The 17,358-nt window shown below is 72.2% G+C and carries 10 protein-coding genes and 1 pseudogene; 8 read left to right on the top strand and 3 right to left on the bottom strand.

The window, feature by feature from the left end:
- The 4 genes and pseudogenes from treS to ACFWR9_RS21380 all read left to right on the top strand — a co-directional run.
- Positions 1-1,335: pseudogene (gene treS / locus ACFWR9_RS21395) on the top strand (maltose alpha-D-glucosyltransferase); the annotation flags it as partial.
- 28 nt (positions 1,336-1,363) lie between these two features.
- Positions 1,364-2,725 (top strand): maltokinase, encoded by a 1,362-nt coding sequence (locus ACFWR9_RS21390; RefSeq protein ID WP_383844478.1) that lies wholly within the window; start codon positions 1,364-1,366, stop codon positions 2,723-2,725.
- A gap of 3 nt (positions 2,726-2,728) precedes the next feature.
- On the top strand, positions 2,729-4,951 hold the full coding sequence (gene glgB / locus ACFWR9_RS21385; RefSeq protein WP_383844475.1) for a 1,4-alpha-glucan branching protein GlgB: 2,223 nt from the start codon (positions 2,729-2,731) through the stop codon (positions 4,949-4,951).
- A 72-nt stretch (positions 4,952-5,023) separates the two neighbouring features.
- Complete coding sequence (locus tag ACFWR9_RS21380) at positions 5,024-6,115, top strand: glutamate--cysteine ligase (RefSeq protein WP_383844472.1); 1,092 nt, start codon at positions 5,024-5,026, stop codon at positions 6,113-6,115.
- A gap of 10 nt (positions 6,116-6,125) precedes the next feature.
- Here ACFWR9_RS21380 and ACFWR9_RS21375 read toward each other — a convergent pair whose 3' ends face one another.
- On the bottom strand, positions 6,126-6,359 hold the full coding sequence (locus ACFWR9_RS21375; RefSeq protein WP_383844469.1) for a DUF6480 family protein: 234 nt from the start codon (positions 6,357-6,359) through the stop codon (positions 6,126-6,128).
- A gap of 154 nt (positions 6,360-6,513) precedes the next feature.
- On the opposite strand from ACFWR9_RS21375, the gene ACFWR9_RS21370 reads away from it, so the two are divergent.
- Positions 6,514-8,424: an AMP-dependent synthetase/ligase gene (locus tag ACFWR9_RS21370; RefSeq protein ID WP_383844466.1), complete on the top strand. Its 1,911-nt coding sequence runs from the start codon at positions 6,514-6,516 to the stop codon at positions 8,422-8,424.
- Positions 8,425-8,579: 155 nt separating this feature from the next.
- Entirely contained in the window at positions 8,580-9,014 is a 435-nt protein-coding gene (locus ACFWR9_RS21365) for an ATP-binding protein (RefSeq protein WP_383844463.1), read from the top strand.
- 9 nt (positions 9,015-9,023) lie between these two features.
- On the opposite strand, the gene ACFWR9_RS21360 is transcribed toward ACFWR9_RS21365, so the two are convergent.
- Positions 9,024-9,476, bottom strand: coding sequence for an ATP-binding protein (locus tag ACFWR9_RS21360; RefSeq protein WP_383844461.1), 453 nt, complete (start codon positions 9,474-9,476; stop codon positions 9,024-9,026).
- 52 nt (positions 9,477-9,528) lie between these two features.
- A complete protein-coding gene (locus tag ACFWR9_RS21355; RefSeq protein ID WP_383844506.1) occupies positions 9,529-9,894 on the bottom strand; it encodes a PRC-barrel domain containing protein in 366 nt (121 codons plus the stop codon).
- A gap of 385 nt (positions 9,895-10,279) precedes the next feature.
- Here ACFWR9_RS21355 and ACFWR9_RS21350 point away from each other — a divergent pair, with 385 nt between their 5' ends.
- Together ACFWR9_RS21350 and ACFWR9_RS21345 are read left to right on the top strand one after the other, a co-directional pair.
- On the top strand, positions 10,280-14,554 hold the full coding sequence (locus ACFWR9_RS21350) for a HAMP domain-containing protein (protein ID WP_383844458.1): 4,275 nt from the start codon (positions 10,280-10,282) through the stop codon (positions 14,552-14,554).
- 217 nt (positions 14,555-14,771) lie between these two features.
- Positions 14,772-17,213, top strand: a complete 2,442-nt coding sequence (locus tag ACFWR9_RS21345; RefSeq protein WP_383844503.1) for a SpoIIE family protein phosphatase — start codon at positions 14,772-14,774, stop codon at positions 17,211-17,213.
- Positions 17,214-17,358 lie beyond the last annotated feature (145 nt).

Genomic DNA, 17,358 nt, shown 5'->3' with positions numbered 1-17,358 from the left:
AACCAGCCCTCCCCCACCCCCCCCGACCCCCCCGACGCCTAATACACCGACGGGGCCGACGACGACACCCAGTACGCCGACGCCCGCATCATCTTCGTCGACACCGAGGCGTCCAACTGGACCCACGACCCGGTCCGCGGCCAGTACTACTGGCATCGCTTCTTCTCCCACCAGCCGGACCTCAACTACGAGAACCCGGCCGTGCAGGAGGAGATGCTGGGCGCGCTGAAGTTCTGGCTGGACCTGGGCGTCGACGGCTACCGCCTCGACGCCGTGCCCTATCTGTACGCCGAAGAGGGCACCAACTGCGAGAACCTGCCCGCCTCGCACGCCTTCCTCAAGCGCTTCCGCCGCGAGATCGACGCGCAGTACCCGGACACCGTGCTGCTGGCCGAGGCCAACCAGTGGCCGGAGGACGTGGTCGACTACTTCGGCGACTACAGCGCGGGCGGCGACGAGTGCCACATGGCCTTCCACTTCCCGGTCATGCCGCGCATCTTCATGGCCGTACGCCGCGAGTCCCGCTACCCGGTCTCCGAGATCCTCGCCAAGACCCCGGCCATCCCGTCCGGCTGCCAGTGGGGCATCTTCCTGCGCAACCACGACGAGCTGACCCTGGAAATGGTCACCGACGAAGAGCGCGACTACATGTACGCGGAGTACGCCAAGGACCCGCGGATGCGCGCCAACATCGGCATCCGGCGCCGGCTCGCCACCCTGCTGGACAACGACCGCGACCAGATCGAGCTGTTCACCGCGCTGCTGCTCGCCCTGCCCGGCTCGCCCATCCTCTACTACGGCGACGAGATCGGCATGGGCGACAACATCTGGCTCGGCGACCGCGACGCCGTGCGCACCCCCATGCAGTGGACGCCGGACCGCAACGCGGGCTTCTCGACCTGCGACCCCGGGCGTCTCTACCTGCCGACGATCATGGACCCGGTCTACGGCTTCCAGGTGACGAACGTCGAGGCGTCCATGGCCTCGCCCTCGTCGCTGCTGCACTGGACCCGCCGCATGATCGAGATCCGCAAGCAGAACCCCGCCTTCGGCCTGGGCACCTACACGGAACTGCCGTCCTCCAACCCGGCCGTCCTGGCCTTCCTGCGGGAGTACGAGGACGACCTGGTGCTGTGCGTGAACAACTTCGCGCGGTTCGCCCAGCCCACCGAACTGGACCTGCGCGAGTTCGCCGGACGCCACCCGGTCGAGCTGTTCGGCGAAGTCCGCTTCCCCGCCATCGGCGAGCTGCCGTACCTGCTGACCCTCGGGGGCCACGGCTTCTACTGGTTTCGGCTCACCCGAGTCGCATCCCGCATCGGCCGCCGCGCTTGAGCCTGGGCCGAGGAAAGGACGCGTCACCATGCCGAAGACCGCACCCCTGCGCCCGAGACGCAGGCAGCTCGCCGAGCCCATGGCGTCGCTCGGCGAGCTGCTGCGGGAGTGGCTGCCGCGTCAGCGCTGGTTCGCCGGCAAGGACCGGCCCGTCGCCGAGCTGGGTCTGCTGTCGATGACCGAGCTGTTCCCGGGCTGTCTGCACCTTCTGATGCACACCGGGCAGGGCTCCGTGCCCGCCCCGGGCGGCGTTCCCTCGGCCGGGGACTGCTACCAGCTGCTGCTCGGCGTGCGCGAGCAGCCCTCGCCGCGCCTGGGCCGGGCGATCATCGGTCAGGTGCAGGACGGCCCGCTGGCCGGGCGGACGGTCTACGACGCGCTGCACGACCCCCGCACCGCACAGCTCCTCCTGGAACGGCTGCGGCACCCCGGCAAGGCGGGACCGCTGCGCTTCGAGTCCGACCCGGCGCGGCCGGTGCCCGGCGGACTCGCGCCGCGCCTCCTGGACGCCGAGCAGTCCAACTCCTCGCTGATCTACGGCGACGAGTTCATCCTCAAGCTCTTCCGGCGTGTCCAGCCCGGCGTCAACCCCGACCTGGAGGTGCCGGACGCGCTGGCCCGCCAGGGCTGCGGGCGGGTCCCGGCGCCGGTGGCGTGGATGCGCACGACCGATCCCTACGAGGCGACGCTCGGCGTGCTCCAGCCGTTCCTGCACGACGCCTCCGACGGCTGGACCCTCTCCCTGAACGCGCTCGCCGCCGGGGACGACTTCACCGTGCAGGCCCACGAGCTGGGACAGGCGATGGGGGACGTGCACCTCGCGCTGGCCTCCGCCTTCCCGGCCGGGGCCCCCGGGGAGAACGGCCCCACCGCGGCGGCGATGACCGAGCGGCTGACGGCCGCCGCGCACTGCGTACCGGCGCTCCAGCCCTTCGTCCCGGGACTGCGGGCCGCCTTCGCCGCGCTGTCCACCTGCGACTCCGGACCGCCCGCCCAGCGCATCCACGGCGACCTGCACCTGGGGCAGGTGCTGCGGGCGGGCCGGGACTGGTTCGTCATCGACTTCGAGGGCGAACCGTCCCGCCCGCTGGCCGAACGGCGCAGCGCCCACTCCCCCGTCCGGGACATCGCGGGCATGCTGCGCTCCTTCGACTACGCCGCCCGGCAACGGCGCCCCTGGCGCCCCGAGTGGGCGCGCCGCTGCCGGGAGGCGTTCTGCGCGGGCTACGCCGCCCGCGCGGGTTGGGACCCCCGTAAGAAGCACGGCCTGCTGCGCGCCTACGAGACGGACCGGGCCGTGTATGAGGTGCTGTACGAGGCCCGGCACCGCCCCGACTGGCTTCCCGTACCCATGGCGGCGATCGAACGACTCGCCGTGAGAGGAGACTGACCCGTGGCCCTCCGCGACACCTCACTCCCCGAGCCGTCCGCTCCCGTCCCGTCCACACCCGGCGCGTCCGGTACCGCGCTGCCCCTGGATCCCGCCGACCGGGGGCGCCTGCTGGCGGGCGCCCACCACGATCCGCACGCCCTGCTCGGCGCCCACCCGGTCCCCGGCGGGGTGGCCTTCCGGGCGTTGCGGCCCTTCGCCCGCGGGGTGAGCGTGGTCGTGGACGGCGAGCGCCATGCTCTCGTGTCCGAGGAGGACGGCCTCTTCTCGGGTGTCCTGCCGCTGGCCTCGATCCCGGCGTACACCCTCGTCGTGGCCTACGAGGGGGCTGAGCACGAGGTCCACGACCCGTACCGCTTCCTGCCCGCCCTCGGGGAGCTGGACCTGCACCTGATCGCCGAGGGCCGGCACGAGGAGCTGTGGCGGGCGCTCGGCGCGGAGCCGATGAGCCACGAGGGCGTCACCGGCACCCGGTTCACGGTGTGGGCGCCCAACGCCCAGGGCGTGCGGGTCGCCACCGACTTCACCCACTGGGACGGCACCGCGTTCCCGATGCGCTCGCTGGGCTCGTCCGGGGTGTGGGAGCTGTTCCTGCCGGGCGTCGGCGAGGGCACCCGGTACAAGTTCGAGATCCACTCGCGGTACGGCCACCGGTTCCTCAAGGCCGACCCGATGGCCCGCGCGGCCGAGGAGCCGCCGAACACCGCGTCCGTGGTGACCGCCTCGCGGTACGAGTGGGGCGACGCGGAGTGGATGCGCACCCGGGCCGCCACGCCGGTGCACGAGGCGCCCTTCTCCGTGTACGAGGTGCACCTCGCGTCCTGGCGGCCGGGGCTCACCTACCGCGAGCTGGCCGAGGAGCTGCCGGCGTACGTCAAGGACCTGGGCTTCACCCACGTGGAGCTGATGCCGGTCGCCGAGCACCCCTACGGCCCGTCGTGGGGCTACCAGGTCACCGGCTTCTACGCGCCGACCGCGCGCCTCGGCTCACCGGACGACTTCCGTTTCCTGGTCGACGCCCTGCACCGGGCCGGCCTCGGCGTGATCATGGACTGGGTGCCGGCCCACTTCCCGAAGGACGACTGGGCGCTGGGCCGCTTCGACGGGGACCCGCTGTACGAGCCCGGGGACTCCCGGCGCGCGGAGCACCCGGACTGGGGGACGTACACCTTCGACTTCGCCCGGACCGAGGTGCGCAACTTCCTCGTGGCGAACGCGGTGTACTGGTGCGAGGAGTTCCACATCGACGGGCTGCGCGTGGACGCGGTCGCCTCGATGCTCTACCTGGACTACTCGCGCGACTCGGGACAGTGGGAGCCCAACCAGTACGGCGGCCGCGAGGACCTGGCGGCCATGGCGTTCCTCCAGGAGATGAACGCGACCGTCTACCGGCGCTGCCCCGGCGTGGTCACCATCGCCGAGGAGTCGACCGCGTGGGGCGGGGTGACCCGGCCCACCGACACGGGCGGGCTGGGCTTCGGCCTGAAGTGGAACATGGGCTGGATGCACGACTCGCTGGAGTACGCCGCGCACGAGCCGGTGCACCGCAAGTACCACCACCACGAGATGACGTTCTCGATGGTGTACGCGTACAGCGAGAACTACGTCCTGCCGATCTCCCACGACGAGGTCGTGCACGGCAAGCAGGCGCTGGTGTCGAAGATGCCCGGCGACTGGTGGCAGCGACGGGCGAACGTACGCGCCTACCTCGGCTTCATGTGGGCCCACCCCGGCAAGCAACTGCTGTTCATGGGGCAGGAGTTCGCGCAGGGCGCCGAGTGGTCTCATAAGCAGGGGCCGGAGTGGTGGCTGCTGGACGAGGGGTACCACTCGGCGGACGACCACCGCGGGATCCAGGACCTGGTCCGCGAACTCAACACCCGCTACGCGCGCACCCCGGCGCTGTGGCAGCGCGACACCGACCCGGCCGGTTTCCGGTGGGTCGCCGTGGACGCGGCCGAGGACAACGTCTTCGCGTTCCTGCGGTTCGACGCGGACGGTGTCCCGCTGCTGGCGGTGTCGAACTTCTCCCCCGTCGTCCGGCACGAGTACCACCTGGCCGTCCCCGACGAGGTCGCCGCCTGGCAGGAGGTGCTCAACACCGACGCCGGGGAGTACGGCGGCAGCGGCGTGACCAGCCCCGACCCGGTCAAGCCGGAGGACGGCGGCATCCGGATCACGCTGCCTCCGCTGGCCACGGTGTGGCTGATGCCGTTCGCCCTGTGAGACGACCAGGTGTCCGGCCGTCTGCCCGGGGCAGTCGGTTGGTCCTGAGAGCCCACAGAGAGGCGGCACCACGTGCGCACCGTCGGAGTGGAGGAGGAACTCCTCCTGGTCGACCCCGTGACCGGCGAGCCACGGGCGCTGTCCGCCGCCGTGCTGGCCAGGGCGTCGCTCGACGACGCCGAGCAGGACGTCTTCGAGAAGGAGCTGCACGAGCAGATGCTCGAGTTCGCCACGCACCCGCAGGCGGACATGGGGCGGCTGCACGCGGAGATCACCCGCTGCCGTGAGAAGGCCGGCCGGCATGCCGGGGGGATCGGGTGTGCCGTCGCCGCGCTCGCCACGTCACCGCTGCCGGTCACCCCGTCCATCGGCGTGAACCGCCGCTACGAGTGGATGGCCGGCCAGTACGGCGTCGTCGTCCAGGAGCAGCTCGTCCTCGGCTGCCACGTGCACGTCTCGGTCGCATCCGACGAGGAGGGCGTCGCGGTCATCGACCGGGTGCGGCCCTGGCTGCCGCTGCTCACCGCGCTGAGCGCGAACTCCCCGTACTGGCAGGGTGAGGACTCCGCGTACAGCAGCTACCGCAGCCGGGTATGGCAGCGGTGGCCGTCGGCCGGTCCGACGGAGCTGTTCGGTTCGGCGGAGCGCTACCACCGCCGGGTGGCGGACATGCTCGCGACGGGGACGATCCTCGACGACGGGATGGTCTACTTCGACGTCCGGCTCTCCCAGCGCTATCCGACGGTCGAGTTCCGGGTGGCGGACGTCTGCCTGGACGCGGGGACCGCCGTCGTCCTCGCCGCCCTCGCCCGCGCGCTGGTCGAGACGGCCGCCCGGGAGTGGCGCGCGGGCACCGAGCCGGACGCGCACAGTGTGAGCCTGCTCCGCCTGGCGGCCTGGCGGGCGGCCCGCTCCGGGCTGACGGAGGAGCTGCTGCACCCCGCGACGATGCGGCGGATGCCCGCCGCGGCGGTCGTACGGGCGCTGCTGGCGCACGTCGAGGAGGCGCTGGCCGACCACGGCGACCTCGACAGGGTGCGCGAGGGCGTCGAGACGCTCTTGCGGCACGGCAACGGCGCCCGGGTGCAGCGCGAACTCCTGGAGCGCACGGGCAGTCTGCGGAAGGTCGTCACCGCGTGCGTGCGCCGGACCCAGGCGGCCTGAGCGGCGGGCGTCAGAGCATCAGGACCAGGGCGTAGCCCAGGAGGCCCGCCGCGATCAGCGCCACGACGACGAAGATCACGGTCAGCGGCCCCTTGGCCCAGCCCTTGAACGGATTGTGCAGTTCCTGCGGGCCCGCCTCGGGCATGCTGCTCTCGGCCGGCGGGGTCTCGCCGGGCGGCACACCGCCGCCGGGTTCGAGGCCGGTGGTGGTGCGGGGATCGGGATCGGGGTTCGTGTATCTCATGCGCTCCGGGTCCCCCGATCGGGCCGAGATCACCAGGGGGACACACTTCTGCCGTCCCGGCCCCCCGTAGCCTGCGGCTCGGCTAGATTCCGAGCACCGCCGGCCACGGTACTCGTGGGTGGTGTCACCGTCCGTACACGTCAGGAGCCAGCGTATGCGCGACCTCGCTCCCGCTCCCCGGGCCGTCCCGCCGCTGACCGGCGGGCTCGCCGACAGCCTCTTCGAGACGGCCGTCCGCACGCCGACCCTGCCGATGCTCGCGCGCCGCCGCGGCCCCGACTCCGCGGTCTGGGACGAGGTGACGGCGGTGGAGTTCCGCGACGAGGTGGTCGACCTGGCCAAGGGGCTGATCGCGAGCGGGATCTCGCCGGGCGACCGGGTGGCGATCCTGGCCCGTACCCGGTACGAGTGGACGGTCTTCAGCTACGCCCTGTGGACGGTGGGCGCCGAGGTCGTGCCGATCTATCCGACCTCCTCGCGCGACCAGGTCGAGTACATCCTGCGGGACGCCGGCTGCGTGGGCGTGGTGGTCGAGGACGAGCAGAGCGTGATGACCGTCGGCTCGGTGTGCGCGTCGCTGCCCGCCCTGCGCCACGTCTGGCAACTGGACGCGGGCGCGCCGGCCGCGCTCGTGGCGCGCGGCGAGTACCTTCCGTTCGCCACCGTCGACTCCATGCGCCGCATCGTGCTGCCGGACTCCACCGCGGTCGTCGCCTACACCTCGGGGACGTCGGGCCGGGCCATGGGCTGTGCGCTCAGCCACCGCGGGCTGGCCCGCCCGTGCGACACGCTGATCGCGGGCTGGGGCCACACGGTGGCGCCCGAGGGGGAGCAGGGCGCGGTCCTCGCCTACCTCCCCTTCTCGCACGTGTACGGGCTGATGATCCAGACCCTGTGTGTCCGGGGCGGGCTCCTGATGGCGCACGAACCCGCGATGACCGGCGAGGCGCTCTCCTCCGCCCTGCGCTCCTTCCGTCCGACGTATCTCTACGCCGTCCCGTCGGTCCTGGAGAAGATCTACAAGAATTTCCTGCGCACGGCCCAGCAGGCGGGACGCGGGGCACTTTTCGAGCGGGCCGCCGGCACGGCGCGGGACTTCGCCGGGGCGCTGGAGCGCCGGCGGCTGGGCAGGGGGCCGGGGCCCGGCTTCGACCTGCGGCTCCAGCACGCCCTGTACGAGCGGACGGTGTACCGCCGGCTGCGGACCGCGCTGGGGGGCCGGGTCCTGCGGGCGACGTCCGGCGGTTCGCCGCTCAGCCGCGAGCTGTCCCTCTTCTGGGAGGGCGTCGGGGTCTACGTCCACGACGGCTACGGTCTGACGGAGACCAGCGGCGGACTGACGATGCAGCCGCTGGGCCGGGAGAAGTCGGGCACCGTCGGGCAGCCGTTGCCCGGCATGGAGATCCGGCTGGCCGACGACGGGGAGATCCTGGTGCGCGGGCCGTCGCTGTTCCAGGGGTACGTCGGTGACGAGGCCGCCACCCGCGAGGTGATGCGCGGCGGCTGGCTGGCCACCGGCGACCTCGGGCACCTGGACGACGAGAACTATCTGGCGATCACCGGCCGCAAGAAGGACATCATCATCACCAGCGGCGGCAAGAGTGTCGCCCCGGCCGCCCTGGAGCAGCGGCTGCGGATGCACCCGTTGGTGGATCAGGCGGTGGTCGTCGGCGACAACCGGCCCTGTGTCGGTGCCCTGATCACGCTGGACCCGGAGTTCCTGACGCACTGGCGGGCGGCGCTGGCCGCGCAGGGCGACACCGCGGCGCGTGAGGCACGCGAGGAGAACGCGCTGCGGGAGGAGGTCGCGCGGGCCGTGGCGGCGGCCAACAGCGCGGTGTCGCGCTCGGAGTCCATCCGGGTCTTCCGTGTCCTGCCGGAGCCCTTCGACGTGGCGGGCGGGCTGCTCACCCCGTCGATGAAGCTGCGGCGGGACGAGATCGTGCGGACCCACGCCCTGGAGATCGACGCGATGTACGAGGCGCGCTCGCACCGCCGGCCGCGGCAGGCGCCGCCCGAGGAGCCGGCCGGCTGGGAGGAGTCGGACAGCGTGTTCCTCCGGTGAACCGCGCCCGGGGTGACAGGGCCGTCACCCCGGGTCGCACCGCAAGCGCTGCGGCATACCGACGCGACTAGCCTCGGCCGTCTCGGGAACTAACAAACGAAGGGAATGCGAAGGAAGGCCGAGGCCCGGCAGGTGCCCGGGCCGGGGAAGGCGAAATGGCAGCCGAGTCGCGTTGGGACAGGACACTGGCTTCCGAGGAGATCACGAACCGCACGGCGAGCTTCACCGGGGAACTGCACAATGTGACCGGTGCTCGGCTGGTGGCGGAGGAGTTCCTCTACGACCTCGCCCGTGCGGCGCCTCCTGCGGCGCCCGAGCACTGGGACGACATCCTCCTCGTCGTCACCGAACTGGCGGCGAACGCCGTGCAGTACGCCCCCGGGCCGTTCCAGCTTCGGCTGCGCCGTACCTTCGACGGCGTGCACGTGGTCATGCACGACACCAGCGCGACCGAGCCCGCGCCGCGCCCCTTCCATCCGAGCAGCGGCGGCGGCGGCATCGGCTGGCATCTGATCCACACCCTGTCCGACCAGGTGAGCGTCGTCACCGGTGAGCGGGGCAAGGACATCCACGTCTTCCTGCCCTGGTGACCTCGCGGGTCAGGTGCTCGCGTCGCGCAGTGGCACCAGCACGCTGATCGTCTTGCCGCCGCCCTCCCGCAGGCCCACGGCGATGTCCCGGGCCAGCCGGGCGACCAGCGGCCAGCCGTAGCCGCCCCCGGGGTGCGTGGTGGGGAAGGCGTACACGGCCCTGGGCACCACCGCGCTGTGGTCGTGGACGGCGATCCACAGCCCCTCGGGCGTGGGCCGCACCTCGAAGCCGGCCAGTCCGTCGCCGTGCCGGATCGCGTTGGTGACCAGCTCCGAGACCACGAGCAGCAGGTCGACGACGTCCTCGTCACGGACCGCGCGGCCGGGGCCGCCCCATGCGGCGCGCGCCACCGACTCGGCGTACGCGCGTGCCGCCGCCGCGCTGCCCACCACGGCCGGCGCCGGCGCCCCCGAAGGCGCGACGCCGGAAGCGGCCGTGGTGATCCCTTCGCTTGGTTCCATGTCGTGGGTCCCCGTTTTCGGCGTGTTCCGCGTGCTGTCTTCCGTCGCCCGGTCAGGTCGCGGTGGTCTCCCGCGGCGGCAGCCGGTGATAATAGTCGCCGACGGACGCCAGGTAGTCGCGGTCCATCGTCTCGCTGTCGGTCCGGAACCGCGGCGCGGCCTTCACCTCGGCCCTGGTGCAGGTCAGCGTGACCGTGCGGGACTCGGGGTCGATGCCGCGGACCACGCCGACCGGCACCAGCACGCTCCGGCCGAACACCCAGACTCCGGTGTCGACGACCAGGTGCCGCATGCCGAAGTGCTCGGCCTGCCGGTCCACGTGCCCGATGGTTCCGTCGTCGGCGACGACGGTGCACTCCGTCAGGTCCTGTCCCTCCACGTGACCGCTGTCCGCCGCGTACGACCAGACGCTCTCCATCGGCACGCTGTCCCTTCCCTCCCGTGTCGGTGACTTCTGCGGAGCCGGGCGGGTCGCCACCGGCCGGACCGGCTCCACAGCAGCAGATACCCGGCCGGGGCGACGGCATTCGGGTCTGCGGGCCAATCGGGGGTGCGAAACCGCGCCGGGTACCCGTCAGCCGGCCGTCCACACACGGCACGATGGTTTGCCGGAACGGTCCGAGCGGGGCGGCGCCCCGCTTTGTCAGCACCTCGTGCCTGGGTTAATCTCGGGCGTATTTTTCTCATCGTGTAAATCCGTGAACAGCGGAAATGCCGCGCGACAGCCCGGACCACCCAATCGGTCCGGAGGGGGTTCCGAGTCCTCGCTGCGAGGGCTCTTGGGGAGCGGAACGAGGGTGCGCATGACCAAGGACAGCGCCGGGGCCGTCGACGCGGTTCCGGCCGATCAGGAGTTGCGCCGCCTCCTGGCGGGCCTGACGGCCGTGCGGGACGGTGACTTCGGCACCCGTCTGCCGGACGACGCGGACGGCCTGATGGGCGACATCGCCAAGGTCTTCAACGGCATGGTCGACCAGTTGTCCGTGTTCACCTCCGAGGTGACCCGGGTGTCCCGCGAGGTCGGCACCGAGGGGACCCTCGGCGGACAGGCGAAGGTGCCGGGGGTCTCGGGCACCTGGGCCGACCTGACGGACTCGGTCAACGCCATGGCGGGCAACCTCACCACACAGGTCCGTGACATCGCCCAGGTGGCCACCGCGGTGGCCAAGGGCGACCTCTCCCAGAAGATCGACGTCGACGCGCGCGGCGAGATCCTCGAACTCAAGAACACCATCAACACGATGGTCGACCAGCTCTCCGCCTTCGCCGACGAGGTCACCCGCGTCGCCCGCGAGGTCGGCACCGACGGACGCCTCGGCGGCCAGGCCGACGTCCAGGGCGTCAAGGGCACCTGGCGCGACCTCACCGACTCGGTGAACTTCATGGCGGGCAACCTGACCAACCAGGTCCGCAACGTCGCCCAGGTGGCCACCGCCGTGGCCAAGGGCGACCTCTCGCAGAAGATCACCGTGGACGCCCGCGGCGAGATCCTGGAGCTGAAGAACACCATCAACACGATGGTCGACCAGCTCTCCGCCTTCGCCGACGAGGTCACCCGCGTCGCCCGCGAGGTCGGCACCGACGGACGCCTCGGCGGCCAGGCCGACGTCCAGGGCGTCAAGGGCACCTGGCGCGACCTCACCGACTCGGTGAACTTCATGGCGGGCAACCTGACCAACCAGGTCCGCAACGTCGCCCAGGTGGCCACCGCCGTGGCCAAGGGCGACCTCTCGCAGAAGATCACCGTGGACGCCCGCGGCGAGATCCTGGAGCTGAAGAACACCATCAACACGATGGTCGACCAGCTCTCCGCCTTCGCCGACGAGGTCACCCGCGTCGCCCGCGAGGTCGGCACGGCCGGGAACCTGGGCGGACAGGCCCGGGTGCGCGGCGTGTCGGGCACCTGGAAGGACCTCACCGACAACGTCAACGTGATGGCTTCGAACCTGACCGGTCAGGTCCGCTCCATCGCACAGGTCGCCACCGCCGTGGCCCGGGGCGACCTGTCGCAGCGGATCACCGTCGACGCCAAGGGCGAGGTCGCCGCGCTGGCCGACGTCATCAACACGATGGTCGACACCCTGTCGGCCTTCGCCGGCGAGGTCACCCGCGTCGCCCGCGAGGTCGGCACCGACGGACGCCTCGGCGGCCAGGCCAACGTGCCGAACGTCGCCGGCACCTGGAAGGACCTCACCGACAACGTCAACTCGATGGCCAACAACCTCACCGGCCAGGTGCGCAACATCGCGCTGGTGACGACCGCGGTGGCCCGGGGCGACCTGTCGAAGAAGATCGACGTCGACGCGCGCGGCGAGATCCTCGAACTGAAGACGACGATCAACACGATGGTCGACCAGCTGTCCGCGTTCGCCGACGAGGTCACCCGCGTCGCCCGCGAGGTCGGCACCGAGGGCCGGCTCGGCGGCCAGGCCGAGGTGGAGGGCGTCTCCGGCACCTGGAAGCGCCTCACGGAGAACGTCAACGAGCTGGCGGGCAACCTCACCCGCCAGGTCCGGTCCATCGCCCAGGTCACCTCCGCCGTCGCCGAGGGCGATCTGACCCGCTCCATCAACGTGGAGGCGTCCGGCGAGGTCGCCGAGCTCAAGGACAACATCAACTCCATGGTGGAGTCCCTGCGCGAGACCACCCGGGCCAACCAGGAGCAGGACTGGCTCAAGACCAACCTCGCCCGCATCTCCGGCCTGATGCAGGGTCACCGGGACCTGCCGGTGGTCGCCGAGCTGATCATGGACGAGCTGGTGCCTCTGGTGTCGGCGCAGTACGGCGCGTTCTACCTGGCCGAGGACGGGGACCAGGGTCCCGAGCTGCGGCTGGTCGGCTCCTACGGCTACCCGGAGACCACGGCCAGACCCACCCGCATCGCCTTCGGCCGCACCCTGGTCGGCCAGGCGGCGCGCGGCCGGCGCACCATCCGTGTGGACGACCTGCCGGCCGGCTACCTGACCGTGTCCTCGGGGCTCGGCGAGATCGTGCCGACGGCTCTGGTGCTGCTGCCCATCGTGGTCGAGGGGCAGGTCCTCGGCGTCATCGAACTCGCCTCGGTCGCTCCGTTCACGCAGATCAACCAGGACTTCCTGGAACTGCTGATGGAGACCATCGGCGTGAACGTCAACACGATCGTGGCCAACGCCCGTACCGATGAACTCCTGGCCGAGTCGCAGCGCCTGACCGCCGAACTCCAGGCCCGCTCGGCGGAGCTCCAGGTGCAGCAGGAAGAACTCCAGCACTCCAACGCCGAGCTGGGGGACAAGGCGTCCCTGCTGGCCACGCAGAACCGGGACATCGAGGCGAAGAACCTCCAGATCGAGCAGGCCCGGCAGGAGCTGGAGGCACGCGCCCAGCAGCTGTCGCTGGCCTCGAAGTACAAGTCTGAGTTCCTGGCCAACATGAGCCACGAACTGCGCACCCCGCTCAACAGCCTGCTGATCCTCGCCCAGTTGCTCGCCCAGAACCCCTCGCGCAACCTCACCCCCAAGCAGGTCGAGTACGCGGGCATCATCCACTCCGCGGGCTCGGACCTGCTCCAGTTGATCAACGACATCCTGGACCTGTCGAAGGTCGAGGCGGGGAAGATGGACGTCTCCCCGGAGCGGGTGACGCTGCGGCAGCTCATCGAGTACGTCGAGGCCACCTTCCGGCCCATGACGACGCAGAAGGGTCTGGAGTTCACGGTGGCGACGGCGGCCGGGGCGCCGGCGGACCTGCTGACCGACGACTCCCGTCTGCGTCAGGTGCTGCGCAACCTGCTGTCCAACGCGGTGAAGTTCACCGAGCGGGGCGGCGTGGAGCTGGCCGTCGAACCGGCACCGGACGACGAGGTGCCCGCGGGTGTGGTCCGGGGCGGTGCCGTGGTGGCCTTCCGGGTGAAGGACACGGGCATCGGCATCCCCGAGCAGAACCTGGAGTCGATCTTCGGAGCGTTCCAGCAGGCGGACGGCACGACGAGCCGCAAGTACGGCGGCACCGGGCTCGGCCTGTCCATCACCCGGGAGATCGCCCAGCTGCTCGGCGGCGCCGTCACCGTGGACAGCACGCCCGACCGGGGCAGCGCCTTCACGCTGTTCCTGCCCGTGACCCGGCCCGACTTCGAGGAGCTGCTGGTACGGGGCCCGGAGCAGGCGGCGGCCGAGTCGTCCGCCGACGTGCTCGACCGGCCGGCACCGGTGCCCGAGCTGACGAGCGGCGGTCACCGGCGGCGTCCGCGGCGGCTGCTGGTCGTGGAGGAGCGCCCGCGCGGTCTGCTCACCCTCGTCGCGGAGAGCGTGATCGCCGACCTGACGCACGGGCGGGACGAGGCGGGCGACCGGCCCCCGCTCGACGTGATCACGGCCGTGGGGGCGCAGGAGGCGGCCGGCGCGCTGGCGGCCGAGCCGTGCCACTGCGTCGTCCTGGACCTGGGCATGCCGGACGAGGAGGCGTCCCGCTTCCTGCACGCGCTGCGGGGCGACTCCGCGCTGGCGAGCGTGCCCGTGCTGGTGCACAGCGGTCACCGCGCGGACGCGGCCCTGGAGGACGACCTGCGTTCCGGCGCGGCGGGCGGGGCGCTGGAGTTCCTGTCCAGCCTCGACGAGCTGCGCGAGCGCATCGCCCTGCACCTGGCCGCCGAGGAGCCCGGGGACGTACTGACCCTGGTCCGGCCGGAGGAGCCCCGGCGCGCGAGTGCGCGCATCGGCGAGGACTCCCCCACCGGGCGCACCGTCCTCGTCGTCGACGACGACGCGCGCAACCTGTTCGCGCTCAGCGGGATCCTGGAGCTGCACGGCTTCCGGGTCCTGCACGCGGAGGACGGCCGCCGGGGCATCGAGGCGCTGACGCACCACCCGGAGATCGCGCTGGTCCTGATGGACGTGATGATGCCGGAGATGGACGGCTACACGGCGACGGCCGAGATCCGCCGGATGCCCGCGTACACCGAGCTGCCGATCATCGCGGTCACCGCCAAGGCGATGCCCGGCGACCGGGAGAAGAGCCTCGCCTCGGGCGCCAGCGACTACGTCACCAAGCCCGTCGACACCCAGGACCTCATCGCCTGCGTCCGACGGTGGCTGCCCGCATGAGGACACCGGCCCCCGTCCCCTACCAGGGTGGGCCGGACGGAGCGCGGCGCGGCCCGTCGCGCTCCGTGGCCCTCGCCAGCCGAGGAGCGTCCCTGTCGTGAGCAAGTCCGAGCAGTCCCGCGAACCGGCCGCCGCCGCACCGCGGGAGGCGTCCGCCGCACCGCCCCCGGCACCCGGGCCGCCGCAGTCCTGCGCGCTCGACGGGCCGGCCGTCGGCATGCGCACCATGACGCCGCTGTCGCCCGTGGGCCGGCTGGCGGCCACCGTCGACCGGCTCAGCAGCGAGGTACGGGCCGCCCAGGCGGAGGCCGAGGGCCGGGCCCTGATCGAGCTGGCCAAGGGCATCCTGGTCGCGCGGCTCGGCTGCGGGCCGGCCCAGGCCGCCCGGCAGCTCGCCGAACTGGCCGAGCAGTCCCGGGCGACGCCGCTGGAGTTCGCGGTCGACGTCATCAACCAGGCGGCACGGGACCGGATGTCGGAGGTGACGGGCGCCTTCCTCGCGGCGACCGCGGCCGTGCGCTCCGATTCCGACCACGACCTCGGGGCCGGCGCGAACGGCGGGACCGGCGGGACCGGCGGGACCGGCGGGGACACAGTGGGAGCCCGGCAGCCCGGGGAGACGGGCGCCGACTCGGCCGCCGTACGCCTGCGGGCCGCCGAGAGCGGCGCGCTGGCCGCGGGCGACACCCAGGCCGTCGCCGACGCCCTGCTGGAGCAGGCGCTGCGCCCGCTCGGCGCGGTCGCGGTGGCCATCTGGGCGGCCGGGTACGACGGCTCGCTCACCCTGGCCGGCAGCGCGGGGTTCTCCCCGGCCGAGGCCACCCGCTGGCGCTACGTGCCGCCGGACGTGGTGACGGTCGCCCGGTCCGGACTGACCGAGCGGGCGGGGCAGTGGATCACGTCCCTGGCGGAGACGGGGCTGCCCAGCGTGGGCCGGCACCAGTATTCGGACGGCGGCAGGGTCGCCGTGCCCGCCGGTACCGGAGGGCGCCTGCACGGTGTGCTGGAGATCGCCTGGCCGGCGCCGCTGGTGCCGCAGCCGCCCCCGGTGGTGCGCCAGGTGGAGGCCCTGGCGGAGTTGTGCGCGCACACCCTGGAGTCGTACACGCCGCCGAACGGTACCGGGCAGCAGCCGCGGGTCATGCCGGACGCGGTGGAGCTGATGGACCTGGCCGACGGACTGTACGACCCCGCCTTGGTGCTGGTGCCGTATCTGGACGCCGACGGCCACCTGGCGGACTTCCGCATCCAGCACGTGAACGAGAGCTTCATGGACCCCGCCGGACGGCCGCGAGCCGTCGTGGGCGGCGCCCTGCTGCTGGAGGCGTACCCGATGGCCGCCGGGGACAGCGAGCTGTTCCGGCACGTGGAGCGGGTGTACGCGACGGGCGAGCCGTTCCGGGCCCGGCGCATGAACCTGACCGCGCTGGTGGACCAGGTGGCGCTGTCGGCGGTCACCGACATCAGCGTCAGCCGGCACGGCAATGCCGTCCTGCTCATCTGGCGCATCGAGGACGAGACGGCCCGGCTGGCCAGCCTCCTCCAGCACGCCCAGCGTCTCGGCCGCATCGGCGGTTTCGAGGAGAACCTGCTGACCGGCGAGATCACCTGGAACGGGCAGCTCTTCGACCTCTACGGACGTCCGCAGACGAGCACTCCGGTGCCGCTGGAGGAGCTGGCCGCCCACGCCCATCCGGACGACGCCGTCGCCATCGGACGGTTCCTGCGCACGCTGCTGCACCACCGGCGGCCGGCGTCGGCGGCGTTCCGGCTGCAGCGGCCGGACGGCGTGACCCGGCACGTGCGGGTGGTGGCCGAGCCGGTCCTGGACACCGACGACCGCCTGCTCGTCGTACGGGGGGCCTATCAGGACATCTCGGCCCAGCACTGGACCGAGGTGGCGCTCGCCGCCACGCGCGACCAGCTGGCGCACAGTGAGCAGCAGGCCATCGAGCGCAACCGGCTGACCCTGCAGTTGCAGCACGCCATCATGCCGCCGGCCCAGACCCCGCTGAAGGTGCCGGAGCTCCAGGTGGCCGTCCGCTACCGGCCGGCGGAGACGGAGCAGCTGGTCGGCGGCGACTGGTACGACGCCGTGATGCTGCCGAACGGGCTGGTGCTGCTGTGCGTCGGGGACGTGGCCGGGCACGGCATAGAGGCGGCGACCAGCATGGTGGTGCTGCGCAACGCGCTGCGCGGCCTCGCGGTGACCGGGGCCGGTCCGGGCCAGCTGCTGTCCTGGCTCAACATCGTCGCGCACCACCTGACGGGCGGCGTCACCGCCACGGCGGTGTGCGGTCTGTACGACCCGGCCCGGCGCACCCTGCGCTGGGCCAGGGCGGGCCATCTGCCGCCGGTGCTGGTGCGCGGCCCGCGGGCGGAGCCGCTGCCGCTGGTCAGGGGGATGCTGCTGGGCGCGGTGGCGGAGGCGGCGTACGAGGAGGCCGAGGTGCAGTTGGCCGGCGAGGACACGCTGCTGATGTACACCGACGGTCTGATCGAGCGCCGGGACCGCTCCTTGGAGGCGGCGCTGGACCAGTTGCTGACCACCGTCCGCCCGACGCCGAACACCCTGGACCAGCATCTGGACCGGCTGCTCACCTACAGCCGGTCGGACACCGACGACGACACGTGTCTCGTGGGCATCCGGGTCGGGTGAGAGCGGTCCGCGAACCCGTCCCGGCGGCTGTGCATGGGACCGGGATTCGGGGGTAACCGCCGGGGGCGGCGGCTGAAGAACGTGCGCCCCCCCCCCCCCGGGTTTGGGGTTAAATTTCCCCACGCCCCCAACACCGTGTGCGTCG

This window comes from Streptomyces sp. NPDC058534, assembly GCF_042717365.1.
Taxonomy (GTDB): Bacteria; Actinomycetota; Actinomycetes; order Streptomycetales; family Streptomycetaceae; genus Streptomyces.
This window is presented reverse-complemented; position numbering and strand designations above follow the sequence as displayed.

Bases quoted from the DNA above. Each gene is read 5' to 3' on its own strand.
- ACFWR9_RS21355 (WP_383844506.1), bottom strand. From the start codon at position 9,894: ATGGAGAGCGTCTGGTCGTACGCGGCGGACAGCGGTCACGTGGAGGGA.
- ACFWR9_RS21390 (WP_383844478.1), top strand. From the start codon at position 1,364: ATGCCGAAGACCGCACCCCTGCGCCCGAGACGCAGGCAGCTCGCCGAG.
- ACFWR9_RS21375 (WP_383844469.1), bottom strand. From the start codon at position 6,359: ATGAGATACACGAACCCCGATCCCGATCCCCGCACCACCACCGGCCTC.
- ACFWR9_RS21350 (WP_383844458.1), top strand. From the start codon at position 10,280: ATGACCAAGGACAGCGCCGGGGCCGTCGACGCGGTTCCGGCCGATCAG.
- ACFWR9_RS21345 (WP_383844503.1), top strand. From the start codon at position 14,772: ATGCGCACCATGACGCCGCTGTCGCCCGTGGGCCGGCTGGCGGCCACC.
- ACFWR9_RS21370 (WP_383844466.1), top strand. From the start codon at position 6,514: ATGCGCGACCTCGCTCCCGCTCCCCGGGCCGTCCCGCCGCTGACCGGC.
- ACFWR9_RS21365 (WP_383844463.1), top strand. From the start codon at position 8,580: ATGGCAGCCGAGTCGCGTTGGGACAGGACACTGGCTTCCGAGGAGATC.
- ACFWR9_RS21360 (WP_383844461.1), bottom strand. From the start codon at position 9,476: ATGGAACCAAGCGAAGGGATCACCACGGCCGCTTCCGGCGTCGCGCCT.